This window comes from Nocardia sp. MH4 (genome assembly GCF_019266065.1).
In the GTDB taxonomy this organism is placed as follows: Bacteria; Actinomycetota; Actinomycetes; order Mycobacteriales; family Mycobacteriaceae; genus Nocardia; species Nocardia canadensis.
The window spans coordinates 12,852-30,363 of record NZ_LPNR01000121.1 but is presented as its reverse complement, the minus strand read 5'-3'; the positions used below and the strand labels follow the sequence as shown (position 1 = coordinate 30,363).

The window sequence follows — 17,512 nt, the reverse complement described above, 5'->3', positions numbered from 1 at the left end:
TACCGAGACGTCCTCGGCGCCAACAAGACCCCGATCGTCGACACCTGGTGGCAAACCGAAACCGGCGCCATCATGATCTCGCCACTGCCCGGCGTCACCGCCACCAAGCCGGGCGCCGCGACCGCGCCGCTGCCGGGGATCTCGGCGACGGTGGTCGACGACGACGGCACCCCGCTGGACAACGACGCCTCGGGTCTGCTGGTCCTGGATCAGCCGTGGCCGTCGATGCTGCGCGGAATCTGGAACGACATGGACCGCTTCCGTGAAACCTATTGGCAGCGTTTCGCTTCCGAGGGGTGGTACTTCGCCGGGGACGGCGCCAAGCTCGACGCCGACGGCGACCTGTGGATCCTGGGCCGGGTCGACGACGTGATGAACGTGTCCGGCCATCGCATCTCGACCGCCGAAGTCGAATCGGCCCTTGTCGGACACCCGGCCGTGGCCGAGGCCGCCGTCGTCGGCGCCACCGACGCGACCACCGGGCAGGGCATCGTCGCGTTCGTCATCCTCACCGGCTCGGCCGCGCCGGACGACACGCTGGTCACCGAGCTCAAGGCCGCTGTCTCCCTGGAGATCAGCCCGATCGCCCGGCCGCGCGAGATCCACCTGGTGCCCGAGCTGCCCAAGACCCGCAGCGGCAAGATCATGCGCCGACTGCTGCGCGATGTGGCCGAGGGCCGGGAGCTGGGCGACACCTCCACGCTGGTCGACCCGACCGTGTTCGAGGCGATCGCGAAGGGATGACCCGGGGATCTGACGCTCGCGCATGTCGGATGGGCACGGTCTGCGCGACAGCGGGCATGCTGTGAGGGTGGAGATCCCTATGTTCCCGTTGGGCGCGGTCCTACTGCCCGGCGAGCCGCTGTCGTTGCAGATCTTCGAGCCGCGCTATGTCGCGTTGGTCGAGGACTGCCTCGACGGGCGGCGGGAGCCCGAGTTCGGCGTGGTCCTCATCGCGCGGGGCCACGAGGTCGGCGGCGGCGAGGTCCGGACCGACCTCGGCGTCCTCGCCCGGATCACCGATGTCGTCGAGCTGTCGGGCTCGCGGTTCCGGTTGCGCTGCGCGGGCACCGAGCGGATCCGGGTCGACGAGTGGCTCACCGACGCGCCGTATCCGCGAGCCGAGGTGTCGGTGTGGCCCGACGGCGTCGGCGCCGACGACAGCGAACTGCTGGCCGACCTGCGCAAACGCGCCGACCGGCTGCACACGCTCACCGCGCAGCTCGCGCGCCGCTCCGGGATCCGGCGGCCACCGCCGTCGGCCTCGCTCGACGGGCTGTCCGACGACCCGACGGTGCGCTCCTACGAGCTGGCCGCGCGCCTGCCGATCGGCCCGACCGACCGGCAGGCGGCCCTGTCGGCGCCCGACCCGTACACCCGGCTGGAGAATCTCATCGTCGCTGTCGACGACGCGATCGCGATGATGGAGTTCCGGCTGCAGTGACGGCGGTCAGCCGACGGTGATCGCGATCTTCGCCCTGGCGTGCTCGGTTTCCAGGTAGTGGATCGCGGCGGGGACCTCGTCGAGCGGGTAGGTCCGGTCGATGATCGGACGGATTCGGCCCGTGTCGATCAGGTCACGGAGTTCGTCGAGCGCCGCGCTGCTCTGGTTCGCCATCGGCACCCGGATCGTGGGGCGCACGAACAGTCGGCTCAGCTGGGCGCGGGCCATGAGCCCGATCGGGCCGAAAAGGCTACCGCCGGTGTAGTTTCCGCCGCCGGACAGGACCAGGGTGCCGGTCGGCTCGACCAGGCGCAGCAGCTCGCGCAGGCGCCGGCTGCCGGCCAGGTCGAGGACGGTGTCGTAGCGGCCGGGCACCGGGTCGCGGGTGTAGTCGACGACCCGCGCGGCACCGAGCCCGCGAATCAGTTCGACATTGCGGGTGCTGCACACCCCGGTGACCTCGGCGCCCGCGGCGAGCGCGAGCTGCACCGCGAAGGTGCCGACCCCACCGGAGGCCCCGATGATCAGCACGCGGTCCCCGGCCGCGACGTGGCGCAGACAGGTGAGCGCGGTATTGGCCGCCAACGGCACCGCCGCCGCCTCGGCGAAGCTCAGTCCCGCGGGCTTGGCGGCGACCACCGACCGGTCGACCGCCAGATACTCGGCGAACGCGCCGCTGATCGACTCGCCGTACACCTCCTCGCCCGGGCGCAGATCTGTCACCCCGGCCCCGACCGCCTCGACGACCCCCGCGAAGTCCCCGCCGGGAATCGGCTGCGCGGGCCCACGCCGCCCGAACACCGACCGGTCCATCCACCGCGCGATCCGCGGATCGCCTCGCATGATGTGCCAGTCCCGCGCGTTCAGCGACGCCGCGCGCACCCGGACCAGCACCTGCCCGTTCCCCGCTACGGGCCGCTCGACCCGGGCCACCTCCAGCATCGCCGAAGATCCGTATACCTGCTGCACGATCGCCTTCACGAGCGTGACAGTAGGCCCGCACCCGTCCCGGCCGCATCGGGGAACTCCCGGAGAAGGGGCCCCGATCCGGTCCCGAGGTCGAACCCGGGACCCGCCGGTCCCGTTGAACCGATAGGGAGCGGTCGGAACGCCCGGCCACCGGCTCCCCTCGCCAGTTCCGATCGGAGTTCCACGATGACCAGTAGTGAGATCCAGCTCGACCGCAGGACCGTCGTCGTCGGCGCGGGGGTCCTCGCCGCGGCCGCCACGCTGACCGCCTGCGCGGGCACGGACGAGAGCGCGCCCGCGGGGGCACAGGCCCCGGCGGGCGGGCCGACGGGCGCGTTGGCGAAGACCGCCGATGTGCCGGTGGGCGGCGGGGTGATCGTGGGCGACACCGTGATCACACAGCCGACGGCGGGGACCTTCGTCGGGTTGTCCTCGACGTGCACGCATGCGGGCTGCCGGGTCGGCTCGGTCGCCGACGGCTCGATCGCCTGCCCGTGTCACGGGAGCCGGTTCGGGCTCGACGGCAGCGTCACCGCGGGGCCTGCCACGGCGCCGCTGCCGGCGAAACCCGTCCGGGTGTCGGGTGATTCGATCGTGCCGGCCTGACGGCGGGGTCAGCCCGCCGCGTTCATCATCTCGTCCATGCGGCGCTGCATCTCCTCGGGCGTGACGTCTTCGATGTGGGTCGCCACCGTCCAGCGGTGGCCCCACGGGTCTTCGAAGGCGCCGGTGCGGTCGCCGTAGAACTGGTCGGTCATCGGATTGATCTCGGTGGCGCCCGCGCCGAGGGCGGCGGCGAACGCGGCGTCGGCGTCGGGGACGTAGACCATCAGGTTGACCGGCGAACCGCCGACCGCCGTCGGGTCGAGGAAACCCATTTCCGGCGCCGGGTCGCCGACCATCAGCACCGAGTCGCCGATCAGGAGTTCACAGTGCGCCACGGTGCCGTCCGGACCTGGCATCCGCATGCGCTCGGTCGCGCCGAAGACCGCGGTGTAGAAGTCGATCGCGGCCGCGGCGCCCGCACACGAGATTCCGGGACAGATACGCGGATAACCAGCGGGAAAGGGGGAAACATCAGACATCGGATACCTCCGTGTCGCGGTTGATGCTCGGACCGTTCGAGCCTATTCCCCTCGTCCCGCCGGGGAAAGACCGTCGGGCGCGCGGTCTTCCGAGCGGCCCGAAAGACTGGTAGAACTTGTTTCAGTTTTGTTGTCTGATCCGGAGGGCCGGAACATGCGCTACGGGCTCGTGTTGTTCACCAGTGACCGGGGCATCACGCCCGCCGATGCCGCGCTGGCGGCGGAGAACGCCGGCTTCGACGCGTTCTACGTCCCCGAGCACACCCACATCCCGGTGGTGCGGGCCGCGGCGCATCCGCAGACCGGCGACTCCTCGCTGCCCGACGACCGCTACCTGCGCACCCTCGATCCGTGGGTCGCGCTGGCGACCGCGGCCGCGGTGACCGAGCGGATCACGCTGTCGACGGCGGTCGCGCTGCCCGCCGAGCATCATCCGATCACCCTCGCCAAGACCATCGCCTCGCTCGATCACCTCTCCGGCGGCCGGGTCGAGCTCGGCGTCGGATTCGGCTGGAACACCGACGAACTCGCCCACCACGGCGTTCCGCCGCAGAAGCGGCGCACCGTGCTGCGCGAACACCTCGACGCGATGCGCGCGATCTGGTCGCAGGAGGAAGCCGAATTCGACGGCGAGTTCGTGCGGTTCGGGCCGAGCTGGTCGTGGCCGAAGCCGACCAGCCCGACGATCCCGGTCCTGCTCGGCGCGGGCGGCACCGAGAAGTCCTTCGGCTGGCTGGCCCGGCACGCCGACGGCTGGATCACCACCCCGACCGAGGGCGATCTCGGCGAGAAGATCGAACTGCTGCACCGGGTCTGGCGGGAAGCCGGTCGCGAGGGCACCCCGCGCGTGATCGCACTCGCCGGGCGCTACGACGCCGCCCAGCTCGCGCAGTGGGAAGAACTCGGCGTCACCGAGGTGGTCTTCGGCATGCCGGACCGCTCGGCCGACGAGGTGCGTGGCTACATCGCCCATCTCGGCGGCAAGATCGCACCGCCGGTGCCCGCCACCAGCTGACGAGTCAGCCGCGCAGTTTGCGGACCTGCGCGGCGGTGAGGTCGGCGAGCACTCCCGGGTCGACGGTCTCCGGTGCGGTGACCACCACCTGGACCAGGGTGTTGCCGACCTGCACCAGGGCCGTCGCCGAGGTGAGCGTCAGCCCTTCGCTGGCGGCGGTCAGGGTGAAGGCCGAACTCGCGTCGCCCGCGGGCGGCTGGTCGAGACCGGCGGCGCGGTAGTCGATGTGCACGCCCGCGTCGTCGCCGGTGTAGGCGGCACAGCGACGCGGCTGCGCCTGGAGCGCGTCGAAGGCGGCCGCCAGCGCCGCGTCGGGATAACTCGCGGCGTCGATATCGATCGTGGCATAGCTGGGCCCGGCGAACTGGACCGAGGCGGCGGCCGCCGACCCGGGCCGCTGCTCGGCGATCGGGGTGAGCAGCCTGCCGCAGTCCGGCGGATCGGTGGGCGCCGCGGGCGGGACGGCCGCGGTGTCCCCGGCGGGCGTGCGCGGCGGGATGACGCTGAAGTCGCCGGGCAGATCCTCGGCCGCCAGCAGGCCGGCGGCGAGCTGGGCGGGATCACGCACGACCGTGCCGTTGCCCGGCGCCGCGCTGACCGCGGACGGGAAGGACCCGGCCTGCTCGTCGTCGGAAGCGCACCCGACGACCCCGGCGAGCGCCGCGCAGGCCGAGGCGGCCGCGCTCGCGCGCAGCAGGGTCGAGCGCATCATTCGGTCCAGGAGACGCGCGTGGACTGGGTCTGCACGAGGGTGCTCACGCTGCGCGCGTCGCGGTAGGTCTGCTGACCGCCGACGTCGATGGCGCCCGAGACCGGCAGCGGGAGACCGAGATCGACGGTGATCGTGCCGGTGCCCTCCATGACATAGCCCTCGATGTCGAGCGAGCCCGCGTTGTTGGGCAGCATCCAGACCTTGTCGGTCGGGGTCTGCGTCACCTGCAGGTCGATGGTGAGCCGGTCGCCGTCGCGGCTGGTCAGGGTGGCGGTGGTGATCTGATCGAGGGTGACGCCGCCGGTGATCTCCTGGTGCACCGTCCACACCGCGCCGACGCCGACCGGCGCGTCCGGGAACGCGATCGAGCGGTACACGGCCTGATAGAAGGCCTGCTCCAGGGCCGCGCGGGCGGTGTTGGGAGTATCCGGTGACGGCGCGAGCCGCAGTTCGGTGATCGCGCCGAGGTCGCTCATCTCCAGACCGGCGTGCGAGCCGTCGGCCGTGGTGAACGCCTTGTTCAAGGCCGGGTCGGGCGTGGTGACGGTGCCGACGGTGAGGTCGACCCCATCGGTGCCCGCGCGGGCGGTCATCGGGATGGTCAGCGCGGCGGGCGAGAAATCGCGCGCGGGCTGATCGTTGACCTGCTGCTGAATCCGGTAGTCGGTGCGCAGTGTCACCTCCTGCGTGGTGCCCGCCGGGTAGCGCGGTCGCAGCAGATCGCGCGGCTCGTCGCCGGCCGACACCAGGGTGGTGACCGCCGCCGTGATCGGCACCGTCACTTCCTTACCGATGCCCAGCGGCTCGAGGCCCTCGACATCGGCGGGCGATGCCGAGCGGTCGGCGCACCCCGCGCCGAAGGTCGCGAACCCGAGCACGAGCGCCACGAGTAACACCCCGGGACGCGCGACGCGGGGTAAGCGAGAACTAGACAACACCGTCACAGCCATCAGCGTACGACCGCTTCCTGAGTAACAGCTGGGACTCCCGGGCACCGCGGCGCAGCACCGATCGCCATTAGGGAATGATGGTCGCGTGAGTGAAGACCGGCCATCCGACAACGCTGCCGTTCCCGAGACGGGCGACGACTCGGCGGCACCGGCCCCCGACACCGTGCCCGAGGCCACCGGAACGGACGAACCCGCTGGTCGCCGCCGGTTGACGACGCTGCTGATCATCGCCGTCGTGCTGTTCGGCCTCGACCTGCTGACCAAGTGCCTCGCCGTCGCCTTCATCGATCCGGGCGAATCGGTGCCGATCATCGGCGATTTCGCGCGCTTCACCCTGGTCCGCAACCCGGGTGCGGCGTTCTCGATGGCGACCGGCATGACCTGGCTGCTGACCCTGATCGCCGCGGCCGTGGTGGTCGGCGTCATCCGGATCGGGCGCACGCTGCGGTCGCTGTGGTGGGCGATCGGCCTGGGCATGGTGCTCGGCGGCGCGCTGGGCAACCTGGTCGACCGGATCTTCCGTTACCCCGGCCCGCTGCAGGGCCACGTCGTCGATTTCGTCGCCGTCGGCTGGTGGCCGGTGTTCAACGTGGCCGACTCGGCCATCGTGTGCGGCGCCATCCTGCTCGTCGCGCTCACCGTGTTCGGGTTCGAGCCGGACGGCACCCGCAGCGGTCGCAACCACAAAGAGGAGACCGCATGAGGGAAACCAGGACTATGCCCGTCCCCGACGGGCTGGACGGGATGCGGGTCGACGCGGGACTGTCCCGGCTGCTCGGGTTGTCGCGCACCGCGGTCGCCGCGCTGGCCGAGGAGGGCTCGGTGCAGCTCGACGGTGTCGCCGCGGGCAAATCCGACCGGCTGACCGCGGGCGCGTGGCTGGAAGTGGTGTTCCCCGAACCCAAGCGCGAGCTGACGGTGGAGGCCACCCCCGTGGAGGGGATGAAGATCCTCTACGCCGACGACGACATCGTCGCGGTGGACAAGCCGATCGGCGTGGCCGCGCACACCGGCGTCGGCTGGACCGGCCCGACCGTGGTCGGCGGCCTGGCCGCGATGGGCTACCGCATCTCCACCTCGGGCGCGCACGAACGGCAGGGCATCGTGCACCGCCTGGACGTGGGCACCTCCGGCGTGATGGTGGTCGCCCAGTCCGAGCACGCCTACACGATGCTCAAGCGCGCCTTCAAGCAGCGCACGGTCGACAAGCAATACCATGCCCTGGTGCAGGGACATCCCGATCCGAGCAGCGGCACGATCGACGCGCCGATCGGGCGGGCGCGCGGCAACGACTGGAAGTTCGCGGTCACCGGCGACGGCAGGCCGAGTGTCACCCACTACGACACGATCGAGGCGTTCCAGTCGGCCAGCCTGCTCGACGTCCATCTGGAGACCGGTCGCACCCACCAGATCCGGGTGCACTTCTCCGCGGTGCGCCACCCCTGCGCCGGTGACCTGACCTACGGCGCCGACCCGACCCTGGCCAAGCGCCTCGGGCTGGAGCGGCAGTGGCTGCACGCGCGTCAGCTGGGCTTCCACCATCCCGCCGACGGTCGCTGGCTCGAGATCACCAGCGAGTACCCGGCCGACCTGGCCGGCGCACTGGACGTACTACGCAATGCCTGACGACCCGCGGTCGTCCGTACCGGCGCCGGACACGGCGCCGGACGACCGCGGGAGCGCCGAGGATCGCCGACTGTCGGGGCGCACGGCGGTGTCCATCGCCGCGGCCGTGGTGCTGGCCGTGGTCGTCGTCGTGCTCGGCATCCTCAATCCGCGCCCGTCGACGGGCGTGACGACCGATCGGCTCGGTCCCGCGCAGGGCGAACAGGTCGACGACTATCTGCGCGAGGCCCGCGCCTCCCTCGACGGCGCCGACACCGACCCGCACTGGGCGCTGGTGTCGTTCACCGACTATCTGACCGCGCCCCAGATCCCGGCCGCGGCCGACGGCCTGCGCGTCGCGGGTGTGATCCAGCACGTCCCGATCGATCGGGTGCAGACACCGGTGATCACCGTCGCGACACCGGCCGGTGCCGAACCCGCGGTGCGGTCCGCCGACGCGGCGGCGGGACTGGTGGCCGCCCAGCGGTTCCGTGATCAGCGCAGCGCCGATATCGCCCGGGTCACCGAGGCCAGGCTGCGCGCGGGCTGCGCGTGCACCGCAGGCCTGGTCGTGCGCGGCACGCTGCCCGAATTACGGGTGCTGGCAACACGACCCGGCGTCCGCGCGGTGCAGGCGCTGCCCGCCGACGCGATCGCGGGCCGCTTCGCGGTGGCGCCGCTGCTACCGGAGTCGACCGGGGTGATCACACCGACTCCGGACGACGCCCCCGTCCCCACCGAGTAGTCCCCGGCCCGCGCGAGGAGTCCGTGGCGGACCACGTGTCCCGAGTCATCCGGCGGCCCTCCGGCCGATCCGGCGGCGCCGTCCCGACGGGAGAGACGCCGCGCTGTCCTGGATCGAACCTCGACGGGATCTCGCGGCACGAAGGTACCTGCCGTCTCCGCGAGGCCCGACTCACTCGGGCAGGGTGACCACACCGTCGAGGTAGCGGCGGCAGCGCCCGAGCAGCAGCACCCGGTCGTCGGCGAGTTCGGCGCGCAGTGTCCCGCCGCGCCGGGAGAGCTGACGCGCGGTCAGCGTCGTGCGGCCCAGCTCGCGGCTCCACAGCGGAACCAGCTGGGCGTGCGCCGAACCGGTGACAGGATCCTCCGGGACCCCGACACCGGGGGCGAACAGCCGCGAGACGAAGTCGGTGGCGGTGCCGGGCGCGGTGATGATCGCGCCGCGGGCCAGCGCCGGGAACGCACCGAGATTCGGTGTGGCGGAGCGGACTTCGTCCTCGGAGCCGAGGACGATCACCTCGTCCTGGCCGGTGTAGGCGTGCAGCGGGGTGACGCCGAGGGCCGCGATCAGAGCCGGGTCGGGGTCGACGCGCACCGAGGCGAGCGCGGGCAGATCCAGCACGTACTCGTCGTCGTCGGTGCGGTCGACGTGCAGCCAGCCCGAGCGGGTGTAGAAGCTGACCCGATCGTGCTCGGGATGCAGGTCCTCGATGATCTGGGTGGCTGAGGCGAGGGTGGCGTGCCCGCACATGTCCACCTCGACCGCCGGGGTGAACCAGCGCAGGTGGAAGGCGGGCCATTCGCCGGGCGGGCCGCCGGCGTCCGGGGGTAACTCGGAGGTGTAGAACGCGGTCTCGGCGAGGTTGTTCTCCTCGGCCAGCTGTTGCAGCAGCGTGTCCGGCAGCCAGCGGGGCAGCGGCATGACCGCGGCCGGGTTGCCCGAGAACGGTGCGTCGGTGAACGCGTCGATCTGGTGCAGCAATACCTCCATAGTGCGCAAAGGTACTCCAACACCGAATGTGCGTCCGGCGCAAGGGTTCTCGAGGCAAACCCGGCCTGGTCAGCGCGGCCTCAGGCGCCCTGGGCGCCCACCGCGGGAACGAACTTGCCGGTGTTGCCGGACAGCCGCGCCTGCACCCACCACGCCAGCTCCACCAGCACGATGCCCACCGCGCCACAGACGAACGCGGCCAGCGTCAGTCGCGGGTTCGACGGGTCGAGCTTGAAGAACTCGCGGGTGAACGGGATCGTGAACAGCGCGATGTAGGCCAGCACCGATGCCGCGATCAGCACCACCTTCCACCACACGTACGGCCGCGCGACCAGCGCCAGCACCCACACCGCGATCATGATCAAGGTGATCAGCGCGGTGGTGCCCGCCTGGATCTTCTGTGTCTCCGAGGCTTCCGGCCCGGCGTAGGCGATGAGGTAGGACACGAACGTCGCGACGCCGATCACCACGCCCGAGGGCACCGCCAGGCGCATGACCCGGCCGACGAACCCGGTGCGGGCGCGCTCGTTGTTGGGCGCCAGCGACAGGATGAACGCCGGGATGCCGATGGTGAACCAGGCCGCGATGGTGACGTGGCGCGGCAGGAACGGATAGCCGATCGGGTCGTAGCCGAAGATCTGCGACCCGACACCGGCCAGGCCGACCAGGAACGCCAGCAGCACCGAGTACACGGTCTTGGTGAGGAACAGGTTCGAGACCCGTTCGATATTGCCGATCACCCGGCGGCCCTCGCCCACCACATAGGGCAGGGTCGCGAACTTGTTGTCCAGCAACACGATCTGGGCCACCGCGCGCGTGGCCGGGCTGCCCGCGCCCATCGCGACGCCGATATCGGCGTCCTTGAGGGCGAGCACGTCGTTGACGCCGTCACCGGTCATGGCGACGGTGTGCCCGCGCGACTGCAGCGCACCGACCATGGCGCGCTTCTGATCCGGGCGGACACGGCCGAAGGTGGTGTCGCGCTCGAGGACGTCGGCGAGCTCGTCGCGGTCCTCGGGCAGCGAGCGCGCGTCGACCGCGTGGTCGCCGCCGGGCAGGTCCAGCGAGGAGGCGACCGCGCCGACCGAGACGGCGTTGTCGCCGGAGATCACCTTGATCGAGACATGCTGGCTCGCGAAGTATTCGAGCGTGCCCTTGGCGTCGGGGCGGACCCGCTGTTCGAGCACGACGAGCGCGGCGGGTTCGACCCGGCCGGGGGCGTCGTCGGCGTCGACCGGGCGGTCGGAGCGGGCCAGCAGCAGCACCCGCAGGCCCGAGGAGCCGAGGTCTTCGGCCCGCTCGGCGTCGGCAGAGGCGGGATCGAGCAGCACGTCGGGTGCGCCGAGCAGCCAATCACCGTGGGCGCCATAGGAGATGCCGCTCCACTTCTTGGCCGAGGAGAACGGGGCGACGGCGGTCTGCGACCAGTCCGGCGAGTCGGGGAAGGCCTCGGCGATCGCCTGCACGCTCGCGTTCGGGCGCGGATCGTCGCCGGCCAGGGCGGCCAGCACCTGCCGGACCTGGTCCTCGTCGAAGGCGCCGAGCGGTGCGATCTGCGACAGGCGCATGCCGTTCTCGGTCAGGGTGCCGGTCTTGTCCGCGCACACCACGTCGACGCGGGCCAGGCCCTCGATCGCGGGCAGCTCCTGCACCAGGCAGTTGCGCTTGCCCAGGCGCACCACGCCCACCGCGAACGCGATGGAGGTCATCAGGACCAGCCCCTCGGGGACCATCGGCACCAGCGCGGCGACCATGCCGGTCACGGCGGGTCGCCAGGACTCCTTGCTGGAGACCAGCTGGTTGTAGATGCTCAGCGCGCCCGCCGGGATCAGCAGGTAGGTGATGAACTTGAGGATCTTGTCGATGCCGGAGCGCAGTTCCGAGTGCACCAGGGTGAACTTGCTGGCCTCCTCGGCCAGCTTGGCCGCGTAGGCGTCCCTGCCGACCTTGGTCGCGCGGTAGGCGCCCGAGCCCGACACCACGAAGCTGCCCGACATCACCGGGGCGCCCACGCCCTTGTCGATCGGGTCGGCCTCACCGGTGAGCAGCGATTCGTCCACCTCGAGGGCGGCGGCTTCCTCGATCTCGCCGTCGACGACGATCTGGTCACCCGGACCCAGCTCGATCAGGTCGTCGAGGACCACCTCGCCGGGGGCTACCTCGTGGGCAACGCCGTCGCGGCGCACCGTCGGCTTGGCCTGGCTGACGATCGCGAGCTGATCCAGAGTCCGTTTGGCCCGGATCTCCTGGATGATGCCGACCGCGCTGTTGGCCACGATGAGCAGGCCGAACATGCCGTCGATGATCGAGCCGGTGGACAGCACCAGCAGGAACAGCACGCCCAGAATGGCATTGATGCGGGTGAAGACGTTCGCCCGCACGATCTCGCGCACGGACCGGCTCGCTCTGGCCGGAACATCGTTGGTTCGCCCGTCGCGGCGTCGTTCCTCGACCTGTGCTGCGGTGAGCCCCGTCGCCGCGGGCTCCTGCACGGAAATGGACATGCTCGTCAGGCTACGTCAGTCGTAACATGGGATGAATGCAGCGCAGCCCCTCTCCGCCCGGTGTCGTCTTCGGCGCCGGCGCCTATCTGATCTGGGGCATGTTCCCCGCGTTCTTCGGGTTGCTGGCGTTCGCCTCGGCGGCCGAGGTGGTGGCCCAGCGCATCATCTGGACGCTGGTCGTGGTGTTGATCGTGCTCGCGCTGACCGGACGGCTGCGGCAGATGCGCGGGATCGACGCGCGGACCTGGCGGCTGGCGGCGGCGGCCTCGGCGGCCATCGCGATCAACTGGGGCACCTATGTGTACGGCGTGAATTCCGGGCATGTCGTGGAGTGCGCGCTGGGGTACTTCATCAATCCGCTCGTCACCGTCGCCTTCGGCGTGGTGCTGTTCCGGGAACGCCTCACCCGCGCGCAGTGGCTGGCGCTGGGCCTCGGCGCGCTGGCCGTGGTGGTGCTCACCGTCGACTACGGCAGGCCGCCGGTGATCGCCCTGGTCCTGGCCTGTTCGTTCGCCACCTACGGTCTGGTCAAGAAGGTGATCACGCTCGACGCGCTGCGCGGTATCGCCGCCGAGGGCATCGTCGCCGTGCCGTTCGCCCTGGCCTTCCTGATCGCGCTGATGGCCACCGGCCGCAGCGAATTCACCTCCACCCCGGCCCATTTCGGCCTGATGCTGGCCACCGGCCCGGTCACGCTGATCCCGCTGCTGTTGTTCGCGGTCGCCGCCCAGCGCGTCCCGCTCTCGACGATGGGCATCCTCCAGTACCTCACCCCCGCCCTCCAGATGGCCTGGGGCGTCGCGGTCATGCACGAGCCGATGCCCGCCTCCCGCTGGGCCGGGTTCGCGCTCATCTGGGCCGCCCTGGCCGTGTTCACCACCGACGCGCTGCGCCGCAACCGACGCGCCCGGCGCGCGACCCCGGCCCCGGCTCCCGTCGACCAGGTCACCACGCCCTGACCGGGCCGAATCCGCCGCCCGACACGGGCGCGCCGGAGGGCGAAAGCTGGGTGTGTCGCACAACCCGACCGGTAGGCTCGACAGCTGGACACACGGAGAGCGGGCGCCCGAGAGGGGTGGGTTTCTGTGCATGATGCGGGGTTCTCTGATCGGGTGGCGGGGGTGCTCGTCGGCGGGGCCGCGGGGGACGCGCTGGGGGCCGGCTACGAGTTCACGGTGCCGGGGCCGGGGGCGGTGATCGACATGATCGGGGGCGGGCCGTTCCACTGGGCGCCGGGCGAGTGGACCGACGACACCTCGATGGCGCTGGCGATCGTGCTGGCGGCGGTGAACGGTCCGGGGATCGATCTGGACGCGGTCGCGGCGGGTTTCCTCGCCTGGTACGACTCCGTGCCGCCCGATATCGGGAACCAGACCCGCACCGTGCTGTCGGCCCGGCCGTCCTCGGCGCTGAGCATGCAGGCGGTGGCGATGTCGCTGTCGGGCCGCACCGGCGGCAACGGCTCGCTCATGCGGACCGCGCCGGTCGCGCTGGCCTATCTCGACGATGCCGCGGCCTGCGTCGCGGCGGCGGGCCGGATCGGCATGCTGACGCACTACGACGAGCACGCCGTCGAGGCGTGCAAGATCTGGACCTACGCCGTGCGGCACGCGGTGCTGCACGCCGATTTCGAGGGCGTGCGCGAATACGTCGGCGGTTCACGGCAATCCGAGTACTGGCACGACCGCCTCGACGAAGCGGAGAAGGGCACCCCGGCCGACTTCCCGAACAACGGCTGGGTGGTGCACGCCCTGCAGACGGCGTGGTGGGCCATCACCACCACCGACCAGTCGACCCCCGAGCATCTGCCGCGCGCGCTGGAAGCCTGTGTGCGCGCCGGCAACGACACCGACACCACCGCCGCCATCGCCGGTGGTCTGCTCGGCGCTCGCTGGGGCGCGTCCGCGGTCCCGGCGCGCTGGCGGGCGCTCCTGCACGGTTATCCCGGCCTGACCGGCGCCGATCTGCCGGATCTGGCCCAGCGCATCGCTGCCCACTCCCGTTGAGGAAGACGCGGCGCCAACGCTCCCACGCAGGCGCCGCCCACCGAGTGCCGCCGACGGCATCCCGACCACCGCACCCGGCGCGGACGGATTTCCGCGCCGGAGTACCGGCTACCAGGCGGTGATGATCGGGCCGGGAGTCCAGGTCCCCCAGCGGTTCTCGGAGTCGACCTGCGGTCGCGCGGGGACCGCGGTGGTGTCCAGCGGCAGGTACTGCTCGATCGAACCCCAGTCCCGGTCCCAGTCGTTGTTCAGATAGGTCGGCAGGGTGCGGCCGGTGAACAGCAGCTGGGTCCAGCCGAGCGGCCCGCCGCCGTCGTGGCCCTGCCACAGGTTGGTGATCGTGGCGCCGTTGCGGTCGGGCAGGATGCGATAGGTGGGCAGCTCCGCGATGCCGTTGTAGGTCGGCAGGTGGTTCTGGCACGGGAAGTGCAGGCCCACAGCCCAATCCAGCAGCACCGGGGTCCGGCTGCCGACCAGGGCGTTGAGCGTGGTGGTCTGCGGCATCCGCGGCGGGGTCACCGCCAGCCACTGATCGGGGCCCAGATCCTTGTCCTGCGCGACCAAGCGGACCACGCTCGTGTCGGCGGGCAGCTGGTCGAGCGGGACGCGCAGGTTGCGCCACATGGGCGCGGGACCGATGTCGATCGGCGCGACCCGACCGGTCACCGCGACGGTGCCGTCGGCGGCCGCGGTGCCGTATTCGACGGCCAATTCCTGGCCGGGATGCACGATGCCGTCGGCGTCGACCGAGCGGATCCGGCCCGCCACCGACACCGCGAGCAACGGCCCACGCGGACCCTCCGGCAGGCGGAACCAGCCGGTGGTCAGCGCGGCGGGCTCCTGGGCACCGGCGCGGTAGCTGCCGAGCACGGGCGTGGTCGCCGGGTCGAGGCCGAACGGCAGGGCCAGCGAGCCCTGCCGGGACTCCGAGCCCGCCGAGGTCGAGGCGTCGCGCAGCTTGTCGGGGTCGTCGGAGACCGAATTCGCCTGGCCCGTGGTCGATTCCACCTCGTCGGAGGTGAGGACCGGGGCCACGCCGTCGGGCCGGAACCCGGTCGAGTCACCGGCCAGGGCGGTCGCCACGTCGCCGGTCAGCGGCGCGAGCATCGACGCGTTCGGGTCGGTCTCGACGAGTACCTCGTCGGCCATGCCGCAGCCGCCGCCGAAGGCGGCCTCGAGGTTCGACCCGGCCAGCGAGTAAGCCGGGTACTGCGCCAGGGTCGCCTTCGCGAAGGAGGCCACCTCGAACAGCACCATCATCGCGGCGACCACGGCCAGCACCGGGACCCGTGCCAGCGGCCACGACCGGGTGGACGGGCTCGGATGGATGTGGAACCAGGCTGCGGCGGCCAGGCACAGCACGGTCAGCCCGACGAACGCGGTCGAGATGCCGTAGCCGGCGATGCTCGGCGGCTTGTCCCACCACGGGATGCCCCACGACGAGACGTACCAGTAGCCGTTGGCGCCGACGAAGGTCATCGACAGCGCGAAGAAGACGGCCGCGGCGAACAGCGCGCGGTTGCGCAGCGGCCGCAGCACGGCCGGGCTCACCGCCACCGCGGTCACCGCGGCGACACAGGTCGCCAGGCCGGCGAAAACGCCGAACTGATGGGTCCACTTGGTCGGCGAGAACATCATCAGCACCATGGCGGCGAGGGTGATGCCGAGCAGCCTGCGGGTCGGGCCGACCGCCGTGCCGGGAATGTGCCCACCCCGGCGCAACATGGTGGCCGCGCAGACGATCAGCCCGAGCAGCATCGCGAAGACTCCGAAACGGCGGGTCAGCCAGCCGTCGGCGTTGAGCTGCAACAGGTACTGGTAGCGCAGGAACTCGAAGAACCAGGACTCCCCCGGCCCGATCTTGCCGTGCACCTCGAACATCTCCCGCACGCCGGCCAGGGTCCGGTCGGCGAACACGACGGTCAGCACCAGCGTGCCCGCCGCCAGGATCGGCAGCAGCTGCGCGAGATAGCCCACCGTCTTGGCCCGCCGCACGATCACCGCGGTGACGACGCGGGCACCGGCCACCAGCGCGCCCAGGCAGATCAGCCCCGACGGCGCGCCGGTCAGCGTGAACGCCGCGACGATCACCGCGACCGCGAACGGCAGCAGCCGCCGGGTCGCGATGGCCCGCTCGACCGAGACCCAGGTGACCAGCACACCCAGCGCGACGACGAACTCCGCGCGCAGGCCGTTGTTGTAGGGCAGCCAGAACGCCAGGAACACCAGCGCCGCGGTCCAGGTCGCGGCCCGCTGACGGCGCACGGCCGTCCCGAGCCGGGGCAGCACCTCGCGGCTGATCAGCCACCAGGTCAGCAGGCCGGCGCCGAGCGCGGGCAGCCGCACCAGCGGGCTGACCGCGGAAATATGGGTGATCCAGCCGATGATGTCGGTGTAGGGCGTGTAGAACGGCCCCTCGTCGACGCTGAACCAGCGGTAGTAGTTCGACATGGTGCCCGAGGAGCGCGCGCCCCTGGCCATGCCGAGGATGTAGCCGTCGTCGGAGGTGTTGGCGCCGATGAAGTGCCAGACGACCAGGACCGCGAACACCAGCCAGTCGACCGGCCGCAGGCGCCACCAGCGCTGCGGCAGGAACCGGCGGGCCGCGCGGCCGTCGAGCGCGTCGAGGCGGTGCAGGGCGAACAGCGAGAGCGCGGTCGCGAGCAGGCACAGCACGATCACGCCGAGCTTGATCCAGGTCGGCGAGGTGATGTAGCGCGCATCGGCCACCACCCGCACGTCCAGACCCGCGGGCGGCGCGCCGGTCAGCTCGCTGAAGACGCCGACCACCTGGGGACGCAGGTCGGTGGGCAGCACCGCCCCGGACGCGCCGAGACCGGTCGCGGTGACCGCGGCTTGCTGCGGGGTGAGGTCGACCGAGATCGCGCAGCCGCTGCCCAGGACCTCGGCCAGCGGCACCGTCCACAGCAGCGTGGACCGGGCGACCACGTCGACGCGACCCGCGCGTTCGGGTGTGTCGGCGACGACCTTGACGACGAAGCCGTACTTCTCCCTGTCGGCGGACTGGTGCGGGATCGTCGACACCGCGACGCCGCCGGTCTCGGCGAGCGCGCTCAGCGCCGCGCACGGCACGGTGGCGGTCAGCTCGGCGGGCGCGTAGGCGACCAGCGGGGATTCGATCGAGGTGGTCGCGCCGCGCTGCGGCCAGGCGACCGTCGCGGTGTCGACCCGGACCGGCAGGAACGGGATGGCGATCGCGCTCAGCACGCCGACCAGCGCGGCGACGATCGCGACGACGCGGACCCAGCGGTCGGGCCGGGCCCGTCGCGCGGAGTCCGAAACATCCTCGGGCGGATGCCCCGGCCGCACGATCGTCTCTACCACGGGGCCCGATAGTAGCGGCGCCGTCGACGGCTCGCGAAACACGTGCTGGTCACACGCGATCCAGCAGGGTCACCGAACGCGCGAACCCCGGCCGCGACGACAGCGGGGCCGGGGTTCGCGGCAGGAGAATCAGGCGCAGGCG

The 17,512-nt window shown here is 71.6% G+C and carries 16 protein-coding genes; 9 read left to right on the top strand and 7 right to left on the bottom strand.

The features are described from left to right. Together ATM97_RS27510 and ATM97_RS27505 are read left to right on the top strand one after the other, a co-directional pair. Window positions 1-744 (top strand): AMP-binding protein (locus tag ATM97_RS27510; RefSeq protein WP_218721106.1); only part of this gene is annotated, 744 nt, incomplete at its 5' end. A gap of 67 nt (window positions 745-811) precedes the next feature. Beyond that, on the top strand, window positions 812-1,444 hold the full coding sequence (locus ATM97_RS27505) for an LON peptidase substrate-binding domain-containing protein (RefSeq protein ID WP_308248642.1): 633 nt from the start codon (window positions 812-814) through the stop codon (window positions 1,442-1,444). A gap of 6 nt (window positions 1,445-1,450) precedes the next feature. Here ATM97_RS27505 and ATM97_RS27500 read toward each other — a convergent pair whose 3' ends face one another. Further along, window positions 1,451-2,425 carry an NAD(P)-dependent alcohol dehydrogenase gene (locus ATM97_RS27500; protein ID WP_218721105.1) on the bottom strand — a complete coding sequence of 325 codons (975 nt, stop codon included), beginning with the start codon at window positions 2,423-2,425 and terminating at the stop codon, window positions 1,451-1,453. Between the two features lie 174 nt (window positions 2,426-2,599). Between ATM97_RS27500 and ATM97_RS27495 the strand changes: the two genes are divergently transcribed. After that, window positions 2,600-3,019: a Rieske (2Fe-2S) protein gene (locus ATM97_RS27495; RefSeq protein WP_218721104.1), complete on the top strand. Its 420-nt coding sequence runs from the start codon at window positions 2,600-2,602 to the stop codon at window positions 3,017-3,019. Window positions 3,020-3,027: 8 nt separating this feature from the next. Here the strand turns inward: ATM97_RS27495 and ATM97_RS27490 are convergent, their stop codons facing one another. Further along, window positions 3,028-3,498 (bottom strand): VOC family protein, encoded by a 471-nt coding sequence (locus ATM97_RS27490; protein ID WP_218721103.1) that lies wholly within the window; start codon window positions 3,496-3,498, stop codon window positions 3,028-3,030. A 154-nt stretch (window positions 3,499-3,652) separates the two neighbouring features. Here ATM97_RS27490 and ATM97_RS27485 point away from each other — a divergent pair, with 154 nt between their 5' ends. Continuing rightward, on the top strand, window positions 3,653-4,513 hold the full coding sequence (locus tag ATM97_RS27485) for an LLM class F420-dependent oxidoreductase (RefSeq protein ID WP_218721102.1): 861 nt from the start codon (window positions 3,653-3,655) through the stop codon (window positions 4,511-4,513). A 4-nt stretch (window positions 4,514-4,517) separates the two neighbouring features. On the opposite strand, the gene ATM97_RS27480 is transcribed toward ATM97_RS27485, so the two are convergent. Then, entirely contained in the window at window positions 4,518-5,225 is a 708-nt protein-coding gene (locus ATM97_RS27480; protein WP_218721101.1) for a sensor domain-containing protein, read from the bottom strand. Then, window positions 5,222-6,121, bottom strand: coding sequence for a hypothetical protein (locus ATM97_RS27475; protein ID WP_374104911.1), 900 nt, complete (start codon window positions 6,119-6,121; stop codon window positions 5,222-5,224). Before ATM97_RS27475 ends, ATM97_RS27480 begins: the two co-directional genes overlap by 4 nt. Before the next feature lie 139 nt (window positions 6,122-6,260). On the opposite strand from ATM97_RS27475, the gene lspA reads away from it, so the two are divergent. The 3 genes from lspA (at window position 6,261) to ATM97_RS27460 (ending at window position 8,525) form a co-directional block, all read left to right on the top strand. Further along, on the top strand, window positions 6,261-6,878 hold the full coding sequence (lspA, locus tag ATM97_RS27470) for a signal peptidase II (RefSeq protein WP_218721099.1): 618 nt from the start codon (window positions 6,261-6,263) through the stop codon (window positions 6,876-6,878). Further along, window positions 6,875-7,801, top strand: a complete 927-nt coding sequence (locus tag ATM97_RS27465; RefSeq protein WP_218721098.1) for an RluA family pseudouridine synthase — start codon at window positions 6,875-6,877, stop codon at window positions 7,799-7,801. Before lspA ends, ATM97_RS27465 begins: the two co-directional genes overlap by 4 nt. An 88-nt stretch (window positions 7,802-7,889) precedes the next feature. After that, entirely contained in the window at window positions 7,890-8,525 is a 636-nt protein-coding gene (locus ATM97_RS27460) for a hypothetical protein (RefSeq protein WP_308248640.1), read from the top strand. Between the two features lie 171 nt (window positions 8,526-8,696). On the opposite strand, the gene ATM97_RS27455 is transcribed toward ATM97_RS27460, so the two are convergent. Next, window positions 8,697-9,515 carry a PhzF family phenazine biosynthesis protein gene (locus ATM97_RS27455; RefSeq protein WP_218721097.1) on the bottom strand — a complete coding sequence of 273 codons (819 nt, stop codon included), beginning with the start codon at window positions 9,513-9,515 and terminating at the stop codon, window positions 8,697-8,699. A gap of 80 nt (window positions 9,516-9,595) precedes the next feature. Then, window positions 9,596-12,019 (bottom strand): cation-translocating P-type ATPase, encoded by a 2,424-nt coding sequence (locus ATM97_RS27450; RefSeq protein WP_218721096.1) that lies wholly within the window; start codon window positions 12,017-12,019, stop codon window positions 9,596-9,598. A 35-nt stretch (window positions 12,020-12,054) separates the two neighbouring features. Here ATM97_RS27450 and rarD point away from each other — a divergent pair, with 35 nt between their 5' ends. After that, the gene (gene rarD / locus ATM97_RS27445; protein WP_218721095.1) at window positions 12,055-12,978 is read left to right on the top strand and encodes an EamA family transporter RarD; all 924 of its coding nucleotides are present in this window, start codon (window positions 12,055-12,057) and stop codon (window positions 12,976-12,978) included. A 162-nt stretch (window positions 12,979-13,140) separates the two neighbouring features. Further along, the gene (locus ATM97_RS27440) at window positions 13,141-14,025 is read left to right on the top strand and encodes an ADP-ribosylglycohydrolase family protein (protein WP_308248643.1); all 885 of its coding nucleotides are present in this window, start codon (window positions 13,141-13,143) and stop codon (window positions 14,023-14,025) included. Window positions 14,026-14,133: 108 nt separating this feature from the next. Here ATM97_RS27440 and ATM97_RS27435 read toward each other — a convergent pair whose 3' ends face one another. Beyond that, on the bottom strand, window positions 14,134-17,370 hold the full coding sequence (locus ATM97_RS27435) for an arabinosyltransferase domain-containing protein (RefSeq protein WP_218721093.1): 3,237 nt from the start codon (window positions 17,368-17,370) through the stop codon (window positions 14,134-14,136). Window positions 17,371-17,512: the final 142 nt, after the last annotated feature.

Coding starts and splice junctions, on each gene's coding strand:
- ATM97_RS27465 (WP_218721098.1), top strand. CDS start 6,875: ATGAGGGAAACCAGGACTATGCCCGTCCCCGACGGGCTGGACGGGATG.
- ATM97_RS27490 (WP_218721103.1), bottom strand. CDS start 3,498: ATGTCTGATGTTTCCCCCTTTCCCGCTGGTTATCCGCGTATCTGTCCC.
- ATM97_RS27455 (WP_218721097.1), bottom strand. CDS start 9,515: ATGGAGGTATTGCTGCACCAGATCGACGCGTTCACCGACGCACCGTTC.
- ATM97_RS27485 (WP_218721102.1), top strand. CDS start 3,653: ATGCGCTACGGGCTCGTGTTGTTCACCAGTGACCGGGGCATCACGCCC.
- rarD (WP_218721095.1), top strand. CDS start 12,055: ATGCAGCGCAGCCCCTCTCCGCCCGGTGTCGTCTTCGGCGCCGGCGCC.
- ATM97_RS27495 (WP_218721104.1), top strand. CDS start 2,600: ATGACCAGTAGTGAGATCCAGCTCGACCGCAGGACCGTCGTCGTCGGC.
- ATM97_RS27450 (WP_218721096.1), bottom strand. CDS start 12,019: ATGTCCATTTCCGTGCAGGAGCCCGCGGCGACGGGGCTCACCGCAGCA.
- ATM97_RS27480 (WP_218721101.1), bottom strand. CDS start 5,225: ATGATGCGCTCGACCCTGCTGCGCGCGAGCGCGGCCGCCTCGGCCTGC.